21 protein-coding genes are annotated in these 20,814 nt (G+C 57.5%); 5 read left to right on the forward strand and 16 right to left on the reverse strand.

Features of this window, described 5'->3' with window-relative positions:
* Window positions 1-331: 331 nt before the first annotated feature.
* From msrQ to ilvC, 4 genes are all read right to left on the reverse strand, one after another.
* Window positions 332-955 carry a protein-methionine-sulfoxide reductase heme-binding subunit MsrQ gene (msrQ, locus tag BM395_RS21230; protein ID WP_069897914.1) on the reverse strand — a complete coding sequence of 208 codons (624 nt, stop codon included), beginning with the start codon at window positions 953-955 and terminating at the stop codon, window positions 332-334.
* Complete coding sequence (gene msrP, locus BM395_RS21235) at window positions 955-1,968, reverse strand: protein-methionine-sulfoxide reductase catalytic subunit MsrP (RefSeq protein ID WP_090515488.1); 1,014 nt, start codon at window positions 1,966-1,968, stop codon at window positions 955-957. The genes msrQ and msrP overlap by 1 nt, the downstream gene beginning before the upstream one ends.
* Window positions 1,969-2,028: 60 nt before the next feature.
* Window positions 2,029-2,844, reverse strand: coding sequence for a CDP-diacylglycerol--serine O-phosphatidyltransferase (gene pssA, locus BM395_RS21240; protein ID WP_069897916.1), 816 nt, complete (start codon window positions 2,842-2,844; stop codon window positions 2,029-2,031).
* Between the two features lie 148 nt (window positions 2,845-2,992).
* Window positions 2,993-4,009, reverse strand: coding sequence for a ketol-acid reductoisomerase (gene ilvC / locus BM395_RS21245; RefSeq protein WP_069897917.1), 1,017 nt, complete (start codon window positions 4,007-4,009; stop codon window positions 2,993-2,995).
* 126 nt (window positions 4,010-4,135) lie between these two features.
* Here ilvC and ilvY point away from each other — a divergent pair, with 126 nt between their 5' ends.
* Window positions 4,136-5,017 (forward strand): HTH-type transcriptional activator IlvY, encoded by an 882-nt coding sequence (ilvY, locus tag BM395_RS21250; RefSeq protein WP_090515490.1) that lies wholly within the window; start codon window positions 4,136-4,138, stop codon window positions 5,015-5,017.
* A 55-nt stretch (window positions 5,018-5,072) separates the two neighbouring features.
* Here ilvY and ilvN read toward each other — a convergent pair whose 3' ends face one another.
* Window positions 5,073-5,564 carry an acetolactate synthase small subunit gene (gene ilvN / locus BM395_RS21255; protein WP_069897919.1) on the reverse strand — a complete coding sequence of 164 codons (492 nt, stop codon included), beginning with the start codon at window positions 5,562-5,564 and terminating at the stop codon, window positions 5,073-5,075.
* 2 nt (window positions 5,565-5,566) lie between these two features.
* Complete coding sequence (locus tag BM395_RS21260; protein ID WP_069898531.1) at window positions 5,567-7,291, reverse strand: acetolactate synthase 3 large subunit; 1,725 nt, start codon at window positions 7,289-7,291, stop codon at window positions 5,567-5,569.
* A gap of 407 nt (window positions 7,292-7,698) precedes the next feature.
* Between BM395_RS21260 and BM395_RS21265 the strand changes: the two genes are divergently transcribed.
* The gene (locus BM395_RS21265) at window positions 7,699-8,142 is read left to right on the forward strand and encodes a DUF4124 domain-containing protein (RefSeq protein ID WP_090515492.1); all 444 of its coding nucleotides are present in this window, start codon (window positions 7,699-7,701) and stop codon (window positions 8,140-8,142) included.
* 12 nt (window positions 8,143-8,154) lie between these two features.
* On the opposite strand, the gene BM395_RS21270 is transcribed toward BM395_RS21265, so the two are convergent.
* The 3 genes from BM395_RS21270 to mrcB are packed head-to-tail and all read right to left on the reverse strand — an operon-like array spanning window position 8,155 to window position 11,550.
* Window positions 8,155-8,484: a YqcC family protein gene (locus BM395_RS21270; protein ID WP_090515494.1), complete on the reverse strand. Its 330-nt coding sequence runs from the start codon at window positions 8,482-8,484 to the stop codon at window positions 8,155-8,157.
* Window positions 8,484-9,212, reverse strand: coding sequence for a tetratricopeptide repeat protein (locus BM395_RS21275; protein WP_090515496.1), 729 nt, complete (start codon window positions 9,210-9,212; stop codon window positions 8,484-8,486). Before BM395_RS21275 ends, BM395_RS21270 begins: the two co-directional genes overlap by 1 nt.
* Window positions 9,213-9,228: 16 nt before the next feature.
* The gene (gene mrcB, locus BM395_RS21280; protein WP_090515498.1) at window positions 9,229-11,550 is read right to left on the reverse strand and encodes a penicillin-binding protein 1B; all 2,322 of its coding nucleotides are present in this window, start codon (window positions 11,548-11,550) and stop codon (window positions 9,229-9,231) included.
* 117 nt (window positions 11,551-11,667) lie between these two features.
* Here mrcB and BM395_RS21285 point away from each other — a divergent pair, with 117 nt between their 5' ends.
* The 3 genes from BM395_RS21285 (at window position 11,668) to BM395_RS21295 (ending at window position 14,666) form a co-directional block, all read left to right on the forward strand.
* A complete protein-coding gene (locus tag BM395_RS21285) occupies window positions 11,668-13,227 on the forward strand; it encodes a bifunctional aminoglycoside phosphotransferase/ATP-binding protein (protein WP_090515578.1) in 1,560 nt (519 codons plus the stop codon).
* A gap of 266 nt (window positions 13,228-13,493) precedes the next feature.
* Complete coding sequence (locus tag BM395_RS21290) at window positions 13,494-13,766, forward strand: TfoX/Sxy family protein (RefSeq protein ID WP_069897924.1); 273 nt, start codon at window positions 13,494-13,496, stop codon at window positions 13,764-13,766.
* 102 nt (window positions 13,767-13,868) lie between these two features.
* Window positions 13,869-14,666, forward strand: a complete 798-nt coding sequence (locus BM395_RS21295) for a Crp/Fnr family transcriptional regulator (RefSeq protein ID WP_090515500.1) — start codon at window positions 13,869-13,871, stop codon at window positions 14,664-14,666.
* Window positions 14,667-15,077: 411 nt separating this feature from the next.
* Here BM395_RS21295 and BM395_RS21300 read toward each other — a convergent pair whose 3' ends face one another.
* From BM395_RS21300 to BM395_RS21330, 7 genes are read right to left on the reverse strand one after another with little or no spacing between them, the layout of a single operon-like run.
* Window positions 15,078-15,971 carry a ChaN family lipoprotein gene (locus BM395_RS21300; protein WP_090515502.1) on the reverse strand — a complete coding sequence of 298 codons (894 nt, stop codon included), beginning with the start codon at window positions 15,969-15,971 and terminating at the stop codon, window positions 15,078-15,080.
* Window positions 15,972-15,980: 9 nt separating this feature from the next.
* Entirely contained in the window at window positions 15,981-16,748 is a 768-nt protein-coding gene (locus BM395_RS21305) for a heme ABC transporter ATP-binding protein (RefSeq protein WP_090515503.1), read from the reverse strand.
* Window positions 16,748-17,785, reverse strand: a complete 1,038-nt coding sequence (locus BM395_RS21310) for a FecCD family ABC transporter permease (RefSeq protein ID WP_090515505.1) — start codon at window positions 17,783-17,785, stop codon at window positions 16,748-16,750. Before BM395_RS21310 ends, BM395_RS21305 begins: the two co-directional genes overlap by 1 nt.
* Window positions 17,782-18,672 (reverse strand): heme/hemin ABC transporter substrate-binding protein, encoded by an 891-nt coding sequence (locus BM395_RS21315; RefSeq protein ID WP_090515507.1) that lies wholly within the window; start codon window positions 18,670-18,672, stop codon window positions 17,782-17,784. The genes BM395_RS21310 and BM395_RS21315 overlap by 4 nt, the downstream gene beginning before the upstream one ends.
* A complete protein-coding gene (locus BM395_RS21320) occupies window positions 18,662-19,090 on the reverse strand; it encodes an ExbD/TolR family protein (RefSeq protein ID WP_090515509.1) in 429 nt (142 codons plus the stop codon). The genes BM395_RS21315 and BM395_RS21320 overlap by 11 nt, the downstream gene beginning before the upstream one ends.
* On the reverse strand, window positions 19,087-19,728 hold the full coding sequence (locus BM395_RS21325; protein ID WP_090515511.1) for a MotA/TolQ/ExbB proton channel family protein: 642 nt from the start codon (window positions 19,726-19,728) through the stop codon (window positions 19,087-19,089). The genes BM395_RS21320 and BM395_RS21325 overlap by 4 nt, the downstream gene beginning before the upstream one ends.
* Window position 19,729: 1 nt before the next feature.
* Window positions 19,730-20,800, reverse strand: a complete 1,071-nt coding sequence (locus tag BM395_RS21330) for a hemin-degrading factor (protein WP_090515513.1) — start codon at window positions 20,798-20,800, stop codon at window positions 19,730-19,732.
* Window positions 20,801-20,814 lie beyond the last annotated feature (14 nt).

Consider the following 20,814-nt stretch of genomic DNA (forward strand, 5'->3'; position numbering starts at 1 on the left):
CTCATTTACTGTCAAGCTGTTTTTCGAAGAATTTCTTCAATCTACTCAACCACTTGCGCTTCCGATCAAACCAGCTTCTCGTCAGCGGGAGGCGCATTCTACAGCGTTCAAAGCCGCTGTCAACACCTCGTTTTCTACCGCTTCCGATCACCGTGGCGATCACTCTAAAAGGCTTTAAAACCACCCTTCAGAGCCCGACGCATTCTACACAGCTTTCGCTGTTTTGCAACCCCTCTTTTTAAGCTAACTTCTTGTTTTCTAAGAAGTTTTCCGAGAGGTCGACGCCGGAAGAGGTGCGCATTATAGGCACCTCAGTTTTGCCGTCAAGGGTTTATTGCGGATTTATTGCAGTACCGGCTGATTTAGAGCGAATGAGCGGTAAACGCCTGGCTACCGCCGGAATACGCAGAACCATCAGGAACACACCGATCAAGGCATACAGGCTCCACTCTTTGAGATCTGCGCGCACAACCCACAGCATGTGCAGCAAGCCCAGCGCGAGGATGCCATATACCACGCGATGCAACTTCTTCCAACGCTTGCCTAAACGGCGCTGGCTGAAACGGTTAGAGGTAATCGCCAACACCAGCAAGCCGAGAAAGCCCAGCGCCCCCACTATTATGTATGGACGCTTGCTTAACTCTACCCCGAACTGCGCCCAGTCCAGCCCCAGAATGAACACGCTATACGCAGTGAGATGCAGCACCCCATAAGCAAAGCACCACAGCCCTAGTTGTCGGCGCACTGCAATCCAACCCGGCCAGCCTGTCAGCTTCTGCAGCGGCGTCATCGCCAGGGTGATAAACAACAGAATCAAAACGCCCAAGCCCAGACGATCAACCAAGGTCTTGCCCGGATCCGGGCCGAGCGCAAACAACCAGGCCTGATAGAACCAATACAGCGGCACAGCTGCAATGACGACAAACACCAGAAAACGCCAAAGCGGATAACGCATCAGTAATTAACTCGCAGGTCCATGCCTCTGTAGAGAGAGGCAACTTCATCGCCATAACCATTGAACATCAGGGTATCGCGAACATTCGGGCTAAACAGACCACTTGGCAAACGCCGTTCACGCGCTTGCGTCCAACGCGGATGGTCGACGCTCGGATTAACGTTGGCGTAAAAACCATATTCATCGGCGGCCAGCGATTGCCAGGTGGTTTTCGGCTGCTCTTCAACCAGGCTGATGCGCACAATCGACTTGATGCTTTTAAAGCCATACTTCCAGGGCACGACCAACCGTAATGGTGCGCCATTCTGATTGGGCAGCGTGCGCCCATACATACCGACCGCCAGAATCGCTAACGGACTCATCGCCTCATCAATACGCAGCCCTTCCACATAAGGCCAGTCGATAAGCCCGAAGCTGGATTTTTGCCCCGGCAGATTCTCGCGGTCGACCAGCGTCTCGAACCGGACGAACTTGCCTTTGCTGGTTGGCGCGACTTGTTTGAGCAACGCTGACAGCGGAATCCCCAGCCACGGCACCACCATCGACCACGCCTCTACGCAGCGCAACCGGTAAATGCGCTCTTCAAGTTGATGAGGTTGTATGAAGTCTTCGAGGGTATAACGACCGGGATTAGCCACTTCGCCATCGACCACAACGGTCCAGGGCTCGGTCTTTAGTGCAGCCGCATTGGCCTTTGGGTCGCCTTTATTGGCGCCAAGCTCATAGAAGTTGTTGTACTGGGTCGCGTCGACATAAGGCGTGATGGTTTCGCCCTTGGCTACAACATCCTGCCATTGCGTGCTTGAAAGCTTGTTCTGAAACCAGGCCGGCGCCTTTGCAGGCTCGACCCCAGCGTAACGGACTGCATCTTCGGCACGCGCCAACACAGGCATAGCTGTAGCCGCCAGCCCGAGCATTGAGCTGCCAACAAACTTGCGCCGCGATAAGTAAATTGACTCGGGGGTGACGTCTGACTCTTTGCAAGCAGACGCAGGGGGAAGCTTGATCAGCATGATGACTCCGCAGCTACCAGTAGTAAGACGAGTAGACCGCGGAGCCTGACAGAAATTACATCACTTGGCTGTTTTGCGGCGACGCAATTGCAACAAATATTGCACCGGACCAGAGAACGCATAGGCCAGGAAGATAATCAGCAAGATCCGCGGTGGGTCGCTGAAAACTACCGCGAACACCAGCACCACAGCAAGGATCGCCACAAACGGCACACGCCCCTTGAGGTCGAGATCTTTGAAGCTGTGATATTTGATGTTACTGACCATCAACATGCCAGCGGCCGCTACCAGTACAGCCAGCACAAAGGCCATGTTCGAGCCTTCAATACCGAAGTCACTGAATGCCCACACCGTTCCCGCCACCACACCGGCTGCTGCCGGGCTGGCCAGACCGATGAAGTAGCGCTTATCGACGCTGCCGATTTGAGTGTTGAAGCGTGCCAGGCGCAATGCAGCACCGGCGACATAGATGAATGCAACCATCCAGCCGACCTTACCCAAGCTGCCCAACGCCCACTCGAACGCGATGATTGCCGGTGCCACGCCGAACGCGACCATGTCGGACAGCGAATCGTATTCAGCACCAAAGGCGCTTTGCGTATTGGTCAGACGCGCGACACGCCCATCCAGACTGTCGAGCACCATGGCGACGAAAATAGTCGCCGCTGCCACATAGAAGTTGCCGTTGATTGCATTGATGATGGCGTAGAAACCGGCAAACAGGTTGGCGGTGGTGAAGAGGTTCGGCAAAAGATAGATGCCGCGGTGACGGACCTTGCGGCCCTCAGCATCGTGCCCTTCTTCAATGTGCTCATCGATTGGCAGCAGACTTTCCTCTTCAGGAGTAGGGCCTTGCTCTTCGGGACGCTCGTTCATGAACTGCACCTTGCAACGGATTAAGATATTCATTTGGCCTTATCTGAAACAGCCAGACAACGCTTAAAGATCAGGCTTTATACCAGAAGTAGGCTACAGAACGAAAAAACGCGGCCATTGGCCGCGTTTTTCGCTGTCGCAAAAAGCCTTAGTTCTTGGCTTTGTCGACGATCTTGTTCGCTGCAATCCAAGGCATCATCGAACGCAGCTTCTCGCCAACAACTTCGATGCCGTGAGCAGCGTTGTTGCGACGGTAAGCAGTCATCGAAGGATAGTTGGCAGCGCCTTCCTGGATAAACATTTTGGCGTATTCGCCGTCCTGAATGCGCTTCAGAGCGTTACGCATAGCCTGACGCGATTCGGCGTTGATAACTTCCGGACCGGTAACGTATTCGCCGTACTCAGCGTTGTTAGAGATCGAGTAGTTCATGTTGGCGATACCGCCTTCGAACATCAGGTCAACGATCAACTTCAGTTCGTGCAAGCACTCAAAATAGGCCATTTCTGGCGCGTAACCAGCTTCAACCAGAGTTTCGAAGCCCGCTTTAACCAGCTCAACGCAACCGCCACACAGAACAGCCTGCTCGCCGAACAGGTCGGTTTCAGTTTCGTCTTTGAAGGTGGTTTCGATGATACCGGTACGGCCGCCGCCCACGCCCGAAGCGTAAGACAGTGCAACGTTCTTGGCGTTGCCCGAAGCATCCTGATAGATAGCGATCAGGTCAGGGATACCGCCGCCTTTGACGAACTCGGAACGCACGGTGTGGCCCGGCGCTTTCGGCGCGATCATGATCACGTCGAGGTCGCTGCGCGGAACAACTTGGTTGTAGTGAATCGCGAAGCCGTGGGAGAAAGCCAGGGTAGCGCCCTGCTTGATGTTCGGCTCAACTTCTTGCTTGTACAGCTGCGACTGGAACTCGTCCGGAGTCAGGATCATTACCAGATCAGCGCCGGCAACAGCAGTGGCAACGTCAGCAACTTTGAGGCCGTGGGCTTCAGCCTTGGCAACGGTAGCAGAGCCTTTACGCAGACCAACGGTCACGTCCGCACCCGAGTCTTTCAGGTTGCACGCTTGAGCGTGGCCCTGAGAACCGTAACCGATGATGGCTACTTTCATGCCCTGGATGATGGAGAGGTCGCAGTCTTTGTCGTAATAAACTTTCATGTTCTTGGCTCTTCTAATCGAAAAAGGGGTGGGTGCAAGCACCGCTACGTGGCCAGTCTATGCGACCTCCCCCCATTGCGTAAAATGATATATTTGCAACACAACATGCCGATATATGAAATACACATGAACAGCCATTCGCTTATTCTTTTCCTCTCCCTTGCGGACAACCTGCACTTCGGCAAAACCAGCCGCGAGCATCATGTCAGCCCGTCTGCTCTCAGCCGCAGTATCAAGCAGCTTGAGGACGAACTCGGCACTCAGTTGTTTCTCCGGGATAACCGCTCCGTCCGACTCACCCGCGAGGGCCAGCAGTTTCGCGAATACGCCACAGAGGTGATAAGCGGCTGGCAGACCATGCGCCAGTCGTTCAAGCAGGATCAATTGATTCTGCAAGGTGAGCTTTCACTGTATTGCTCGGTCACGGCCAGCTACAGCTTTCTCTACGATATTTTGAGCAGCTTTCGCCAGGAATACCCGCGCATCGAAATGAAGCTGCACACCGGGGACGCGGCGAAAGCGGTTGAGCGTATCCAGGAAGGGCTTGAGGACATTGCCATCGGAGCGCGCCCAGACAGCCTGCCAACCGGCGTGGCCTTTCAGCCAATTGCCCGCTCGGCGCTGCGCTTCATTGGCCCGCAATCGCCGCAGCTTTTAACTGAGGAGCAAGTTAAGCACCCGAGCGCAGCCAGTTGGCGTGATGTGCCGATGATTCTCTCGGAAGAAGGGCTGGCGCGAACACGAACCGATCGCTGGCTCAAAAATCACAGCATCAAGCCCCGGATATACGCTCAGGTCAGCGGTAACGAGGCCATCGTCAGCATGGTCAGCCTGGGCTTTGGCATTGGTGTGGTCCCGCAAATTGTGCTCGACAACAGTCCGCTTAGCGCACGCATCCGCACCTACGATATTCAGCCGCCCCTCACCGCTTACGACATCGGCCTGTTTGCCCTTGAAAAACATCTGAAAGAACCGCTGATCAACGCGTTCTGGAATCGCCAGCATTAAATGACAGGCAAAAAAAACCCCGCAAAATTTGCGGGGCTTCTTTAGTGCAGAACAATCAGATGCTCAGAACCTTGTCGCCACGGGCGATACCGGTAACACCGCTGCGCACGGTTTCCAGAATCGAGGCGGTGCCTACGGCCTGAATGAAGCTGTCCAGCTTATCGCTCGTGCCGGCCAACTGAATGGTGTAGACACTGCTGGTTACGTCGACGATCTGCCCACGGAAGATATCCGTGGTGCGTTTGACTTCGGCGCGCTGAGCACCGGTAGCCTTGACCTTGACCAGCATCAGTTCACGCTCGATGTGAGCGCTCTCTGAAAGATTAACCAGCTTGACCACCTCAACCAGCTTGTTGAGGTTTTTGGTGATCTGCTCGATCACCTCATCATGACCAACCGTGGTCAACGTCAGACGCGACAGAGTCGGGTCTTCAGTCGGCGCCACAGTCAGGCTTTCGATGTTGTAGTTACGCTGCGAGAACAGGCCAACCACACGGGACAAAGCGCCCGGTTCGTTTTCCAGTAACAGGGAAATAATGTGTCGCATGATTAGGTCCGCTCCGTCTTGCTCAGCCACATGTCGCGCATTGCACCGTCTTTGATTTGCATCGGATAGACGTGCTCACTGGTGTCGACCTGAATGTCGAGGAATACCAGGCGATCTTTCATGGCGAACGCCTTTTCCATCATCGGCTTCAGATCTTTCAGATCAGTGATGCGCATGCCGACATGGCCATAAGCCTCTGCCAGCTTGACGAAGTCAGGCAACGACTCCATGTAGGAGTGCGAGTGACGGCTGTTGTAATTCATGTCCTGCCACTGACGCACCATGCCCAGCGCGCCGTTGTTCAGGTTGACGATTTTCACCGGCAAACCGTACTGCAAGCAGGTCGACAGCTCCTGTATGTTCATCTGGATGCTGCCCTCACCCGTTACACAGGCGACGTCATCATCCGGGAAGCTCAGCTTAACGCCCATGGCCGCGGGGAAACCGAAGCCCATGGTGCCCAGACCGCCAGAGTTGATCCAGCGATTAGGCTTGTTGAAGCGATAGTACTGAGCCGCGAACATCTGATGCTGACCTACGTCGGAGGTCACAAATGCATCGCCGTGCGTTACTTCGCTGAGCGTCTCGATAACGGTTTGAGGCTTGATGATGCTGCCATCGCCCTTTTCGTAAGGGAACATGCCACGGCTGCCGCGCCACTCTTCGATCTGCTTCCACCAGCTGGCCAGCGCCTCTTTGCTCGGGGTTTCACCGATTTCCTTGAGGATCGCGACCATTTCGGTCAGCACGCTTTCAACCGGACCAACAATTGGCACGTCGGCCTTGATGGTCTTGGAGATAGACGCCGGATCGATGTCGACGTGGATGATTTTTGCGTTCGGGCAGAACTTGGCCGCGCCGTTGATAACACGGTCATCAAAGCGTGCGCCAACCGCGAAGATCACGTCCGCGTGATGCATTGCCAGGTTAGCGGTGTAGCTGCCGTGCATACCGAGCATGCCAAGGAACTGGCGATCGGTACCTGGGTAGCCGCCCAAACCCATCAGGGTATTGGTGACCGGCGTGTTGAGCATTTGCGCCAGCTCGGTGAGCGGAGCGGATGCGCCGCCCATGATCACGCCGCCGCCGCTGTAGATGACCGGGCGTTTTGCCGCGATGAGCATCTCAGCCGCTTTGCGAATCTGCCCGGAGTGACCGCGCAGTGCCGGGCTGTACGAACGCAGCTTGGCTTTCTTCGGATAAACGTACTCGAACTTCTCAGCCGGGTTGGTCATATCTTTCGGGATATCGACAACCACTGGGCCAGGACGACCGGACTCAGCTAAGTAGAAGGCTTTTTTCATCACTTCCGGAATTTCCGAGGCGTGCTTGATCATGAAGCTGTGCTTCACGATTGGCCGCGAAATACCGATCATGTCGGTTTCCTGGAACGCGTCGGTGCCGACCATGTTGCTAGGAACCTGACCCGACAGAACCACCATCGGAATGGAGTCCATGTAGGCCGTAGCAATACCGGTAATGGCGTTGGTTGCACCCGGGCCGGAAGTCACCAGCACTACGCCGGCTTTACCGGTCGCACGTGCATAGCCATCAGCCATGTGGGTAGCCGCCTGCTCATGGCGAACCAGAATATGGTTCACTTCAGGTTCTTTGAACAGGGCATCATAAATGTGCAGTAAGGCACCGCCTGGGTACCCATAGATGTTCTTAACGCCTTCGTCACGCAAAAAGCGGACGACCATTTCAGCGCCGGATAAAAGCTCCACGTTGTTCACCTCTAAAACGCCAGAAACCGCCAAGGAAGAAGGCGGTTTGAAATAGGTTTACTGCCAAGCAGAGCATGAGCGACGGTGGTCGCCGACTACGTCAGCTACTACTGAGCAAGTATTGGGAACGCCCCAAAGTGTTGCGGGGTTTTCCCACCCAGCGCGAGGTAACGCGTTGCGGGTGTAACAAGTCGGCGCGGGTGTGCACCTCATCTCTACTGAGCTAAAGCCTGCTTGCGGCGGACTCCACTACAGCGAGCGTGGGATTGTTCGGGATTAGAGCGCTGCAAGTCAAGTAATCCGTGACAGAATATACAAACTTCTGTTGTGACATAGCGCAGCATGGGCAACTACAGATTACGGTTATAGTTATTCCAAGCTCTGACAGTTCGAATTAAGGATTCAACATGCGCCACGTATTTTTAACCAGCACCCTGCTGCTCATCATGAGCACTTCGGCGATGGCCAGCCAAGTTTACAAGTGGGTCGATGCGCAGGGTATGACGCATTTCGGGGCGCAACCGCCAGCCGGGCAGCAGGCGACGACAATCGACACCAACACCCCGACCAGCGCGCCGGTGCAAGCACTAGAAAAGCCAGAGGTGCCGACGTTCGACAGCATCGCCAACCCGGAACAGGCCGAGATCGACAAGAAGGTCAAAGCTGAAGTGGCCGCCAAGGCCGCCGAGCGCAAGCAGTACTGCACCGAAGTGCGTACCAGCCTGGCTCAACTCGAGAACAACCCACGCCTGCGGGCTGAGATCGACGGGGAAGTACGCCGTTTGGGCGAAGATGAGCGCCAGCAGCGTATCGCCGAGGCCAAGAAGGCCATCAGCGAAAACTGCAATTAAGCGGACTCAGGGTTAGTTGGCGTCGCTGATCAGTTGATCAAACTCGCCGAGCAACTTGAGAAGACCACGGGTTTGCGGATTGCTTTCTCCGTAAACCTGTTCAGCCATCGGCTGAATTCCTGACGCGCCGGGCAAAGCGGCGCCTGCCTCGATAATCATCTTCATGCGCGGCACGAATATCCACTGCAGCCATTGCTCGAATGGCATGCTGTCGACGCAAAACGGCGTAACACTGGCCATGGCCTCAGCGCTGGGCGGCTCGACCGACCAGAGCTGCTGGACCCGCATTTCGCGCTCAATGAGCAACAAGCACTCGGCAACCTCGGCTATTTGCACGGCCATCAGAGATTAACCTTGGCCCGCTCACGTGCCTGCGCTGCACCTGCCGCATCGCCCTGCATCTGCCGGGACTGCGCGATCAAATCCCACAAACTGGCCTGCAACGCCGGACGCCCACTGGCGTAGCTGAGGCCTCGACGGGCAAATTGCTCAGCCTGCGCAGCGTCACCCTGAGCCAGACGCACCTGAGCCAGGTTGTATAGAACCTGCGGCTCACGCGGAGCAATGCGCTGGGCACGCTCAAGGCTCGAAGCCGCGCCGTTCAAGTCACCGCCTGCCTGCTGCTGTTGAGCAGTGGTCAGCAGCGCCAGAACCGGGCCATCAAGCTGTTCGTCTGCAGCCAGGCCACCTGCGCTCTGCGTCGAGCTGCTGATGCTTGGCGCACTGCTGGTCGACGGCGTGTTATCGCCCTGAGTCGAGTTCATCTGAATCGGCTCGGATTGTATTGGCTGGCTGCTGATCGGCGCGGATGAGGTATCCAGCGGCATTGAGCCGCCCACGCCGCCCGGCACCATGACCACCACGCCAGAATCTTCAGGGATCGCCTGAGCCTGAGCTTGCGCCTGAGAACCTTGCTGGCCATTGGAGGAGCCATAGACCTTGACGTTGTCCATCCGGTTAGCTGACGCCGAAGTACCGGAATCAACCACCGGGATCGACCCGCGCGGTACGCTGGAGCAACCCGCCAAAACCAGGGACGCTGTAAAAGCCGGTATCAACCACTTAGTCACATCAAACCCTCTTTAATTATTCTATCCAGCCACGAACCCAATCCATAACAGAGTCCACCGGCGCTTGAATTCCGCACGCAGAACCGGCTACTGGCTCACTGCCACGAATATACGGCATCTGCACCGCACCCGGGCAACTCGAATCGGAACCCTGTCCCGTCTTCGGATCAACCCATGCCTGCACCACGTTATCCGGTTGCGGCATATCCAGCGGCAGCGGGTCGGCCTTAGCCATAAAGCTGGTCCACACCTGCAATGCACCCGTTGCGCCGGTCAGCGGCGTTGGGCCGTTATCGTCACGTCCCAACCAGACGACCGCGAGCAGATCCTGCCCAAAACCTGCAAACCAACTATCTCGCGAGTCGTTACTGGTACCGGTCTTGCCAGCCAGATTCAACGAGCGCGGCAACTGGTTGTAAACCGAACGCCCGGTGCCTTCGCGCATCACTCTCTGCATGGCGTTTTGCAGCAGGTAGATTGCACCCGGATCGAAGCGCTGCTGAATCTTGTAGGGATAGCGCTTCAACGGCTCGCCTTCGGCGGTCAACACGCTGCGAATCCCGCGCAACGGCGTATTGAAACCACCGTTGGCCAAGGTTGAATACATATCCGCCACTTCCATCGGGCTCAGGCTACCGGCACCCAACAACATCGACGGATACGCCGGCCATTCGCGCTGCATACCCAGCCGCTGCAAGGTTTTCAGTACATTCGGCACGCCAACCTGCAAGCCCAGCTTGGCAGTCGACAGGTTGTAAGAGTTGACCAGCCCCTGGTACAGATAGATCCGTCCATGCGACTTACGGTCGTAGTTTTGCGGGCTCCATACCTGGCCGTCCTGCCCTTTAACCGAGAAGGCTTTATCTTCCATCATGGTCGTCAGGGTGTATTCGCTCGGACGCTCCAACGCCGTGAGGTAAACCGCAGGTTTAACCAGCGAGCCGATTGGACGCACCGCATCCAGCGCGCGGTTGAAGCCTGCATAACCCCGCTGACGGCTGCCAATGAGCGCCTGCACTTCACCGGTTTCCGGATTGGTGACGACCATACCGGCCTCAACCTGATCCACACCTTTGCGCCCTGACAGACGCTTGAGCGTGCCGGTGAGCGACTCTTCGGCCTTGATCTGCATGATCGGGTCGAAGCTGGTGAAGATGCGCAGCCCTTCCTCGGTCAAGTCAGCCTCTTTGTAGTCTTCGCGCAATTGGCGTTTGACCAGATCGAGGAATGCCGGGAATGAACTGTTGGCCATGCTGCCTTTGCTGGTCACGCCCAATGGACGCGCCTTGGCCGCCGTTGCTTCCTCGACAGAAACCACGCCCTGCTCGGCCAGCATGTCGAGAATCAGGTTACGCCGAACCGTTGCACGCTCAGGATGGCGGCGTGGGTTGTAATACGTCGGACCCTTGACCATGCCCACCAACAGCGCCATTTGATCAAGCTTAAGCTCGGCAATTGGCTGGCTGAAAAAGTACTGGCTGGCCAGACCGAAACCGTGGATCGCACGGTTGCCGTCCTGCCCGAGGAACACTTCGTTGAAGTACGCCTCAAGAATTTCGTTCTTGTCGTAATGCAGCTCCAGCAGCAACGCCATCATCGCTTCGGTGGCTTTACGCGTCAGGCTGCGCTCGTTGGTCAGGTAGAAGTTTTTCACCAACTGCTGAGTCAGCGTACTGCCGCCCTGGCGCAATGCACCTGACGAGGCGTTCACCCAAACGGCGCGGGCGATCGACTTGGGCGACACACCGTGATGCTCAAAGAAGTCGCGGTCTTCAACTGCGACCAGTGTCTGGATCAGCGTAGGCGGCACCTGGTCGAGCTTGACCAGCACCCGGTCTTCCTGATGCGCCGGATACAGGCCGCCAATCAGCAAGGGTTCCAAGCGAGCAACCGAGAGTTTGCCACCGCCGACCTGGCTCAGACCGGCAACATAATCACCCGAGAAACGCACATTGACCTTCTGCGAAGGCTCGGCGCTTTCGTAAAACTGGAAACCACGGGAATACAGATTGATGCTGTTGCCGTTAACCGACACAGCGCCGGGGCCGGATACGCTGTTCTCGCGCCGGTAGCCCAAGGCATCCAGCTCTTTGAGGAAGTCGCTTTTCGACAGTTTTTCACCGACGAACAACTCCAGCGGCCGGGCATAAACCTTGGCCGGCACAGTCCAGCGCTTGCCGGAGAATTTCTCCTGAACAACCGCATCGAGATAAACCGCAAAACCGGCAAAGACTACCAGCCCAACCAGACCAAGCTTTACAGCCCAGCCAAGCCAGGGGCGCGAACCACGGGTTTTACGGCGTTTAGAACGGGAACGGGGGGATTTAGGTCGAGTCATGGCGCAGCATTATACGCACTTTGTCGCACACAAGCAGGCACCGCTGAGTAGTTTGCAGCGCCGTCCGTAGCGGCCATAATGAGCCACTACTTTATGAATTCACGCCAAGGATCAACCGTGAGCCAAGCCCTGATTGCAGCCCTGCAGAACCCTGCTATTTTTCCCCATCCGGTGGAGGCCTTCGAGGTCGTCGAGACTCATATTTCCTGGGTAATTCTGACGGGCGAATACGCCTACAAGATCAAGAAAGCGGTCAACTTCGGTTTCCTCGACTTCACCGAACTCAGCGCCCGCGAACACTTCTGCAACGAAGAGCTGCGCCTTAATCAGCGTCTGGCCAAAGACCTTTACCTGCAAGTGCTGCCGATTACCGGTAGCGTCGAGGCCCCGCAGTTGAATGGCGAAGGCGAGCCCATCGAATACGTGCTGCAAATGCGCCAATTCCCGCAAAGCCAACTGCTCGGCGAGTTACAGGCACGCGGCGAGCTGGGCACAGAGCACATCGACGCCTTGGCGAAAATCATCGCAGACTTCCATCTCAGCGCCCCGCGCGTGCCGCAAGAGCATGAACTGGGCACAGCAGAAGCGGCGATGGCGCCGGTGATGCAGAACTTCGAGCAAGCCCGCGCGATGCTCACCGACAAAGCTGATCTTGAGCAGCTTGATGCATTGCAGGCCTGGGCCGAAAGCAGCTATGAGCGCCTCAAGCCTCTGCTCGCCTCACGCAAGGCTGACGGCTTTATCCGTGAATGCCACGGGGATGTGCATCTTGGCAATGCCACCGTATTCAATGGTCAGGTCACGTTGTTCGACTGCATTGAGTTCAACGAGCCGTTCCGCCTGACCGACATCACAGCTGATGCCGCCTTTTTGGCCATGGACCTTGAAGACCGTGGTCTCAAGTGCCTGGCGCGACGTTTCGTCAACGGCTGGCTTGAGCACACGGGCGATTACGCCGCGCTGGAACTGATGAACTTCTACAAGGCTTATCGCGCGATGGTGCGTGGCAAGGTCAGTTTGTTCCGTCTGGGGCAGGAGCAAAGCGCAGTCGAGCGCGCCGTAATCCTGCGCCAGTACCGCCGTTATGCCGCCTTAGCCGAGAGCTACAGCGCTATTCCGTCGCGTTTCATGGCTATCACCCATGGCGTGTCTGCGGTCGGCAAAAGTCAGGTCGCCATGCGTTTGGTTGAAGCAATGGGCGCCATTCGCCTACGCTCGGATGTCGAACGCAAGCGCCTGTTCGGTGAGCAGCAGGCTGACGGCAACGCCTTGGACAGCGGCATTTACACCGCCGACGCCTCTGCAGCTACTTATGCACATCTGCACAAACTGGCCAGCGCCGCGCTGCATGCCGGCTACCCGGTTGTGGTCGATGCCACTTATCTCAAGCAAGTGCAGCGCCAAGCGGCGTGCAGTGTTGCCGAGGAAACCGGCGTTCCATTCCTGATTCTCGACTGCCAGGCTCCGGAGCAAGTAATTGCCGGCTGGCTCGCACAGCGCCAAGCTGAAGGACAGGACCCATCCGACGCCACACTGGAAGTCGTGCAGGCGCAGCAAGCCAACCGAGAAGCCTTGACCGAAGAAGAGCGCGTTCACAGCAAGCTGGTTGAAACCAACAGCAGCGCTAGCCTCGATGGGCTGGTGGCCCGCATCCGCCAACGCCTGCCAGGCCTCTGATTTAGTCGCCCTTTAGCGCCGGGGCAGAATCTGCCCCGGCGCTCCCCTCCTCAGATCAAGCCCCTCCAAGCCAACTTTGGCAACGTCTCGACCGCCTCTAAAAATCCTGCCTCAAGCAGCTCTTTGTCAGTTTCACGCTGCCCCCAGCCTTTCGGTGAGAGCCGGCAATAGCAAAAAGCCACACCTGCGCGATTGGCCGCTACACTTAATGGGTAAGCACCGTTCCTCTTCCCCAACACGTACGCTTGGCGACGCACGGAGGCGCAATGAACGATGAATTGCAGCAGATGAAAAATCTCGGCAAGACCTCAGCGCAATGGCTGCATGCCTCGGGAATTCACAGTGCCAACGATTTACGCCGGCTTGGCGCCGTCAGCGCTTACCGGGCGGTGCGTGCACGCGGTTTTCGCGCCTCGAAAGTGTTGCTCTATGCAATTGAAGGCGCACTCCTTGATGTGCACTGGAGTCAACTACCTCCGACGCTAAAAGCCGAGCTGAGCGGACAGTTGGACGACCCTGTGACCCGCAATAAGAGCTAGCTCACAACCTCCAACGTGAGAGATTTACCTGCTGACTGTGGACGCCTATCGTTTTCCTCAAGTCAGGGCATTCGTCCGCCAGCCAGCCAAGGAATTGCACTCATGTACCTACTCGGTGAACAACCGATCTACGCCGAACAACTCATCAGGAAGTTGCAGCAGATTCCCACCCAGCTACTTGCCGGTCTCGATCCAAGTGGCCCGGTCATCAAGCTTGAGCGCAGTGATGACCTCACACTGGAGTTACCGAGAACGGAGTTGTTTCTGATCGAGCACGGTCTGTTGCACGCCGCCGTCGATCAACACCCGCTGTTCTACCTGCAGCAAGGTGACCTGCTCGGCTTGCGCCAGAATATCGAATTCCCGCCAACGCATTACAGCAGCGAAGATCCGGTGGCTCTGCTCCCGTATTCGCGCAGTGAGGTGCTCAAGCACATTCACGCCGATGAGCAGCGTCAGGAGTTATTCCTGCAATACCTGATCGGCCACACCGTTTTACTCTGCGAGGCGCTGGCGTGCCTCAAGCAACCAGAAATTCGCACCGCGACAGGGTTTCAGCACTTTGCTGCCGGCGAAGAACTGCTGCACCAGGGCGATGATGCCGACGACGTGTTCATCATTATCGAGGGCCAGGCCGACGCCTATGTCGACGGGCACAAGGTTGGCGACGTCAAGAAAGATGAAATCTTTGGCGCTATGGCGGTGTTCACCCAAGAAAAACGCAGCGCGACAATTATCGCCGTCGAGCCGTGCACGGTAATGGTCATTCCCAAGGATCAGTTCATCACCCTGATGCATAACAACCCGCGCATCGCCCACAGTCTGGTCGAGAGCATGGCCCGGCGCATCGACCTGCTGAACAAGGAAATCACCCAGTTGCGCGCCGCGGCGCTCAAGTGAGAAACCTGCCGAAATACAGCCAAAAAACTTAATTGAGAATAAATCGCATTAGACTGTTGACACGCAAATGATAATTGTTATTATTAACTCAACTGGTCGCGAGATCAGCTGATAAGCTCAAGAGACCTTCAGTCGGACTCTTCAGATTATCTCCTCATCAGGCTAATCACGGTTTTTGACCCGGCACTTTGCCGGGTCTTTTTTTGCCTGCGATTTATCCGCGCCGTAATCACTTAGGTATCTGAGTTGTCGAAGATGTGGCGCAACCCGCGAGCGCGCAAGTCACGTTAGGGCGGCAAGACGCTTCTGCGTGCAAGCTGCACTAATGAGATCGGAATGGGTAGCGGACTGCGCAGAGTTGCGCTGAAGGGCTGCGACCCCACGACGAATTGCTCGCCGCGGGGGACTAGGTTATGGCTTACGCAGTTTGGCGCAATGGTCCTGCTCTGGCGTGGCGGCGGTGTACCAGACAAAGTCGGACTGCTGAGCGGTCACCGTGCGCCCTACTTCTGCCAGCGTCAGCACACGAGTCTGCGCGCTGTCGCCAAGGTCTTGCAGATGCAGCGGCACGCCCAGATCACGGCGCACGTGAAAGGCCCCGGCAAACAGGATGCTGGGCTGTGGTGCGGCTTTAATCTGCTCGGCCATGCGTCGGTCACGCTGCTGCTGAATGGCTAACATCGGCGGCATTTGCGATTCTGGCAGCAGCCCGCAATGCGACTCACGAATGTCATCCTGCAGCGCTGTGCGCACGCTGGCAGCGGTAGAAGCTGAGCCAACCAACGGCGGAGGCTGACGATACACCGCCATGATTTCTTCACGGTCGAGGTTAGCTGCCAATAACGGATAAGGCTGTACCAAGGCGTAGCGCACGATAGGCCCGTAGTAGTTCCAGTCCCAGCCCTCCTTCCAGCTCAACGCCTTGGCTAAATCTGCCGGTGGCTGATTGGCTTGAGTCGCAGCGCGGCTGCTGTCCACAGCCCCCTGCTGGCTTGGGGTAAGCATTTCCAGCAACAGGCTGCCTGTTGGCCGGTACTGGGCCAGGGCTTTGAGCAACCATAGCTGCAAGGCGTGATGATCAGGGTTATCGTGCTGCTCGCCAACCAGTACATGCCCGGCCGTTGCCAACTCATCAACCAGCTGTTGAGGGCTGATCTGCTGGCCACTGCGCAGATCAATAATTACCCCGAGTTGAGCATGCTCGCGCCCTTGCGGGCTCTGCCAGTCAGGAACCGCAGGGACTGTTGGGCGCACGGACTGACAACCCGCCAAAAACAGCAAAAGCAACGTGATAGCTATACGCACGCGAACTCCTTAGCGAGCAATAATCAGCGGATGGCCGCGCTCTGGGTGCTTATGCACCAGCACTTCGAGCCCGAATACAGATTGCAGCAATTCGGCCTGCAACACCTCTTCAGGTTTCCCCATTGCACGCGGCACGCCGCGTTCAAGCAACAGTAAGCGATCGCAATAGCGCGCAGCCAGATTCAAGTCATGCAGAATCACCATCACGGCTGCACCTTGCTCAGCAAACCTGCGGGTGGCTTGCAAGGTAACGTGTTGGTGCAAGGGATCTAGCATCGAGGTCGGCTCGTCCAGTAATAACGTCTGGCCTATTCCACCAGGCCAAAGTTGCGCCAACACCCGCGCCAGATGGACCCGCTGACGCTCGCCTCCCGACAGCGCCAGATAACTGCGCGCGAGTAAATGTTGCGCATCTGCCGCAGCCAGTGCCTGGCCGATGATTTGCTGATCGCGCTCACGCCCGGTGGCATGCGGCAAACGCCCCATGCCGACAACTTCTTCGACCTTGAACGCAAAATTGAGCGTGGACGATTGCGGCAATACGGCCAAACGCTGCGCTCGCTCTACACCTTGCCAGTCGCTTAACTCGCGCTGGTCGAGTTTCACCGAACCGGCTGAAACCGCCAGCTCACCGCAAAGCGCTGCGAGCAATGTACTCTTGCCCGCGCCGTTTGGCCCAAGCACGCCCAACACTTGGCCCGGCACCAGCTCAAGGCTGACCTGCTCAAGCACACGGCTATCACCGCGCTGCACATTTATTGAGTCTGCGCGTAGCATCAGGCACGCCCCCGCAACAACAGGTAAATAAAGAACGGAGCACCAATAAGCGCGGTGACAATCCCAATCGGCAATTCAGCCGGAGCTAACAGCAGGCGTGCGATCAGGTCGGCAAACAGCAGCAAACTGGCGCCCGCCAACGCCGAGGCTGGCAGCAACACGCGATGATCCGGCCCGACCAGCAAGCGCACCAAATGCGGAACCACCAAGCCGATAAAACCGATCATCCCCGCTGCAGCTACCGCCGCGCCCACGCCGAGAGCAGTACAGAACACCAGCTCACGCTTGACCCGCTCAACCGGAAACCCCAGATGCCGCGCTTCCGACTCACCCAGCAACAGCGCATTCAATGCTTTAGCCCGGCGTGGCAACCATAAGGCCACCGCGAAAGTGACCAATAGCAGCGGCCAGAGTCGTGCATAACTGGCGCCATTGAGGCTGCCCAGATTCCAGAAGGTCAGCGTACGCAGGGTCGCATCATCAGCCAGGTAGGTGAACAAACCGATCACCGCGCCTGCCAATGCCGTGAGCGCGATGCCCGCCAAGAGCATGGTCGCCACACTGGTTTGGCCGTCACGTCTGCCGAGCCGGTAAACCAGCGCAGTGACGCCCAGCCCGCCGGCGAAGGCAAACACTGAAAGCAAATACGGCGCGAACGCCTCGGGTATCCCGCCGAACAAACTGCCGCCGACTATCGCTATGGCCGCACCGAGTGCCGCGCCGCTGGAAACACCGATCAAACCGGGGTCGGCAAGCGGATTACGAAACAGCCCTTGCATGGCCACGCCGCATAACGCCAATACCGCGCCCACCGATAATCCGAGCAGCGTCCGCGGCATGCGAATCTGGCCAATAATCAATTGCGCCTGCTCTAACGTGTCGTCGCCTACCGGCACGCCAACCAGCCGTAACAGCGCTTGCAAGCTGTCCAGCAGGTGCAAGCTGACTGGCCCCAGTGCGAGGGACAAGAAGAATGCGAGTGCAAGCAATACGCCCAGTGCGATGAACAGTGAGCGCGGTCGGAGGACTGGATTCATAAGTTGGCGTGGGCTTCAACAAGCAAAGGTTGGCTGGCAGGATAAAAGGCTGCAGACAAGGCCGCCAGCCCTTCCGGCAAACGCGGCCCCAGCCCACCGACTAACAGCGTCGGGTCCAGCACCACAATCCGCCCGGCCTTTGCCGCGCGGGTGGCCGCTAGCGCCGGGTTACTTTTCAACAAGGCTTGCTTGGCCTCATCACCGCGCAAGCGCCGATCCGCCACAATCAATACTTCAGGGTCGAGCGCCAGCAAGGCCTCATTAGATATACCTTTATAACTGGCGTGGGTCGCCACGTTGTGACCTCCGGCCTGCTCGATCAGCCAATTCGCACCGGTATCAACACCAGCTGCCATTGGATTACCGCCGGCATTACCCAGCAGCAACAATACCCGTGGCGCCGCCTGCTTACTTTGCGCGGCGCTCACCCATTGTGCCTGACGATTTAACTGTTGCTGGTAGTGCGCAAACACTTCCTGCGCCTTGGCTTCATCGCCCAGCAAACTGCCAAGGCGCTGCAAATTATGCTCAAGTACGGTTACATCCGACTTGGCGGACAAGGTTTCGATGCGCACCCCTGCCGCACTCAGTTGCTCAAGCACCGGCGGCGGGCCCATCTCTTCCGTGCCGACCAGCACGTCGGCATTGAGCGACAAGATACCTTCAGCAGACAGCTGACGCTGATAACCCACGCTCGGTAATTTGGTCACTGTTGCAGGGTGCTGACTGGTGGTGTCGACGCCAACCAGCTTGCTCTCACCGCCCAATACCACAACCCACTCGGTTAACGAGCCGCCGGCGCTGAGCCAGCGTTGCGGCAAGGTTTCAGCGCCGAACGCAGCGGCCGGCATGATCAGGCTCAACAATATAGAAAGACTAAGGCGCATCTTTGACAGGCTCCAATAGAATTCGACTGTCCTCAATGCCGTGCTGCTGGAGCATGGCCATCAGGTCGAGAAATGTAGTCAGTGGCGCTCGGCGATCGAGGGCGATATCCAACCCTGCTGCTTTGACTTCGCCGAGATTGCTCAACAGCTGGCTGCGTAGCGCCGCAAAACTGTCGTAGTCGGTCGTGTTAAACCGCCAATTGCCCTGTTCATCGAGCTGGATGCGCATCCGCTCACCGCCCGCAACAGCCGGCTCAAGCGTCTCCTGGCTTTGCGCCATTTGCATGGGCAACTCAAGCAGCGGCGTTTGCGCGGTGAGCAGGAAAAACACCAAGACAATAAAGATGACATCAAGCAGCGGCGTCAGATCAGGCAGCAAGCTGATGCCGCTGGGTGATGACTGCGCCAGGCGAATCATGGCAACGCCCACTGCACACGGGATGCACTTGGCGTGAGGTCCAGATTCAGGCCATCAATTGCCAGATGACAACGATTGAGCAGGTTTTGCACAGCCTCCAGATATCGCTCCGCCCATAGCGCGAAGCCTTGGCCAGCAGCCATTGACGGGATCGCAATCAACAGGCCCCACACCGTGGTGTACAAGGCTTGCCATAAACCATCGGCGAGTAAAGCGGGGGTCACGGGACGATCTTGTCCGGCAATATTGGCGAACATTTCGAGCATGCCCAGCACGGTCCCCAACAGCCCGAGCATCGGCGCGAGCACTGCAATCAGTTGCAGCAGGCGTAACTGGCGATTAAGCCTGCGACGCTCCTCCAGCAGCCAGCAACCAAGCACCTCTTCACGCTGCTGGCTGGGTGCAGCGCTGTGTTCCAGCAGCAAGGCCAGGCCATATCGCCAGCCGCGCACGGCGCCGTGGCACGCCTGTTTATCGCAGTCGCGGCACGCACTTACGGCGGCCTTGCCGGCAGAGACACTCAAGGGCGGCAAGCGCAGGAACACGCTCAACCGCTCAAGGATCAACATCAAGGCGATGACGGAGCACAGCGCCAAAGGCCACGCCAGCGGCCCCATGTTCTGCAGCAGGGCAAGCATGTCAGGCCTCCAGGCGCGGGCAGCGCTCGGCGATATCACGCCAGGCAGTTAACTCAGGGACGCCGGGCTTACGCGCACCAAACAACTGCACGATGATCTCGCCGTTTTCGTCGTACGCTTCCCAGCTGGTGATCACACCATCGCTGCTCGGCTTACGCACACGCCATAGTTCATGCACCGACAGAGTTTTCAGGTGCAGGTTGAAATCGGCATCAAGCACGTTGAACCACGTGTCCATCCAGCGCAGGTTGTTCACCGGCCCGCTATGAATTTGAATGCAGTGCCGGTTGCCGACAAACACCATGATCGGCACCGCCTCGCTTGCCGCCTGCTCAAACAATTCCGGCAGTGCGCTGGTCGCCAACGGCTCTGCCCATTGGTGTCCGGCCAGGCGCAGGGCTTGGGTACGTGCAACGCCGTAGTTTTTCAGCAGCGCGAAGAAATGGTGAGTGTCTTGCAGGCTGGCCCAGCCATCGCGCAGTGCAGCGACATCAATCTGCTCATCTGCAACTGGCTCTGGAGCGGCCGGTAACGCCTGCAATTGCAGATCGGCAGACTGCTCTTCACAGCGGAACTGCGCCACCAGCGGTGCCCACGCGTCAACGTTGCTGGTGGGCGTCAGGAACACTTTATGCACCGCCATGCCCTGGCGATCAAACACCTGAATGCTGCGCTGCACGCCCTTATCGGTTTGCTCTTCGATGGCAAAAACGCTGCCCCAGCCGCCGAGGAACAAACGCAGGTCGATATCGGCAGACACCACCAAGCCCATCTGCCCACTGGCCATCACCGTTACATCACGATAAAAGCCCTTACGTTCATGTACGCAATGCTCGTTGCGAGCCAGGGCCATGATAAAGCCCAGCCCACCCAATGCCGGGAGCAAGGTTTTCCACTCGGGGCGCAGGCGGATGGCGTCGACGCCCAGACGACTGGCGACCAACTCACCCTCACTCACCTGCAAATGAGCCGCTGCATCGCGGGCGCGCAGACGCGGTTGCGCTTGGCGCAAGGCCTGCCAGGCCTGATACAAATTCGCTGTAGTCACGTCGGTGTTGGTTAACGTTTGCATAAGCACTCCTGTCT

This window comes from Pseudomonas marincola, assembly GCF_900116605.1.
In the GTDB taxonomy this organism is placed as follows: domain Bacteria; phylum Pseudomonadota; class Gammaproteobacteria; order Pseudomonadales; family Pseudomonadaceae; genus Aquipseudomonas; species Aquipseudomonas marincola.

What these genes read in the sequence shown, in the direction of transcription:
- msrQ (WP_069897914.1), bottom strand. Translation starts at nt 955, where the DNA reads ATGCGTTATCCGCTTTGGCGTTTTCTGGTGTTTGTCGTCATTGCAGCT.
- msrP (WP_090515488.1), bottom strand. Translation starts at nt 1,968, where the DNA reads ATGCTGATCAAGCTTCCCCCTGCGTCTGCTTGCAAAGAGTCAGACGTC.
- pssA (WP_069897916.1), bottom strand. Translation starts at nt 2,844, where the DNA reads ATGAACGAGCGTCCCGAAGAGCAAGGCCCTACTCCTGAAGAGGAAAGT.
- ilvC (WP_069897917.1), bottom strand. Translation starts at nt 4,009, where the DNA reads ATGAAAGTTTATTACGACAAAGACTGCGACCTCTCCATCATCCAGGGC.
- ilvY (WP_090515490.1), top strand. Translation starts at nt 4,136, where the DNA reads ATGAACAGCCATTCGCTTATTCTTTTCCTCTCCCTTGCGGACAACCTG.
- ilvN (WP_069897919.1), bottom strand. Translation starts at nt 5,564, where the DNA reads ATGCGACACATTATTTCCCTGTTACTGGAAAACGAACCGGGCGCTTTG.
- BM395_RS21265 (WP_090515492.1), top strand. Translation starts at nt 7,699, where the DNA reads ATGCGCCACGTATTTTTAACCAGCACCCTGCTGCTCATCATGAGCACT.
- BM395_RS21270 (WP_090515494.1), bottom strand. Translation starts at nt 8,484, where the DNA reads ATGGCCGTGCAAATAGCCGAGGTTGCCGAGTGCTTGTTGCTCATTGAG.
- mrcB (WP_090515498.1), bottom strand. Translation starts at nt 11,550, where the DNA reads ATGACTCGACCTAAATCCCCCCGTTCCCGTTCTAAACGCCGTAAAACC.
- BM395_RS21290 (WP_069897924.1), top strand. Translation starts at nt 13,494, where the DNA reads ATGAACGATGAATTGCAGCAGATGAAAAATCTCGGCAAGACCTCAGCG.
- BM395_RS21295 (WP_090515500.1), top strand. Translation starts at nt 13,869, where the DNA reads ATGTACCTACTCGGTGAACAACCGATCTACGCCGAACAACTCATCAGG.
- BM395_RS21305 (WP_090515503.1), bottom strand. Translation starts at nt 16,748, where the DNA reads ATGCTACGCGCAGACTCAATAAATGTGCAGCGCGGTGATAGCCGTGTG.
- BM395_RS21310 (WP_090515505.1), bottom strand. Translation starts at nt 17,785, where the DNA reads ATGAATCCAGTCCTCCGACCGCGCTCACTGTTCATCGCACTGGGCGTA.
- BM395_RS21315 (WP_090515507.1), bottom strand. Translation starts at nt 18,672, where the DNA reads ATGCGCCTTAGTCTTTCTATATTGTTGAGCCTGATCATGCCGGCCGCT.
- BM395_RS21320 (WP_090515509.1), bottom strand. Translation starts at nt 19,090, where the DNA reads ATGATTCGCCTGGCGCAGTCATCACCCAGCGGCATCAGCTTGCTGCCT.
- BM395_RS21325 (WP_090515511.1), bottom strand. Translation starts at nt 19,728, where the DNA reads ATGCTTGCCCTGCTGCAGAACATGGGGCCGCTGGCGTGGCCTTTGGCG.
- BM395_RS21330 (WP_090515513.1), bottom strand. Translation starts at nt 20,800, where the DNA reads ATGCAAACGTTAACCAACACCGACGTGACTACAGCGAATTTGTATCAG.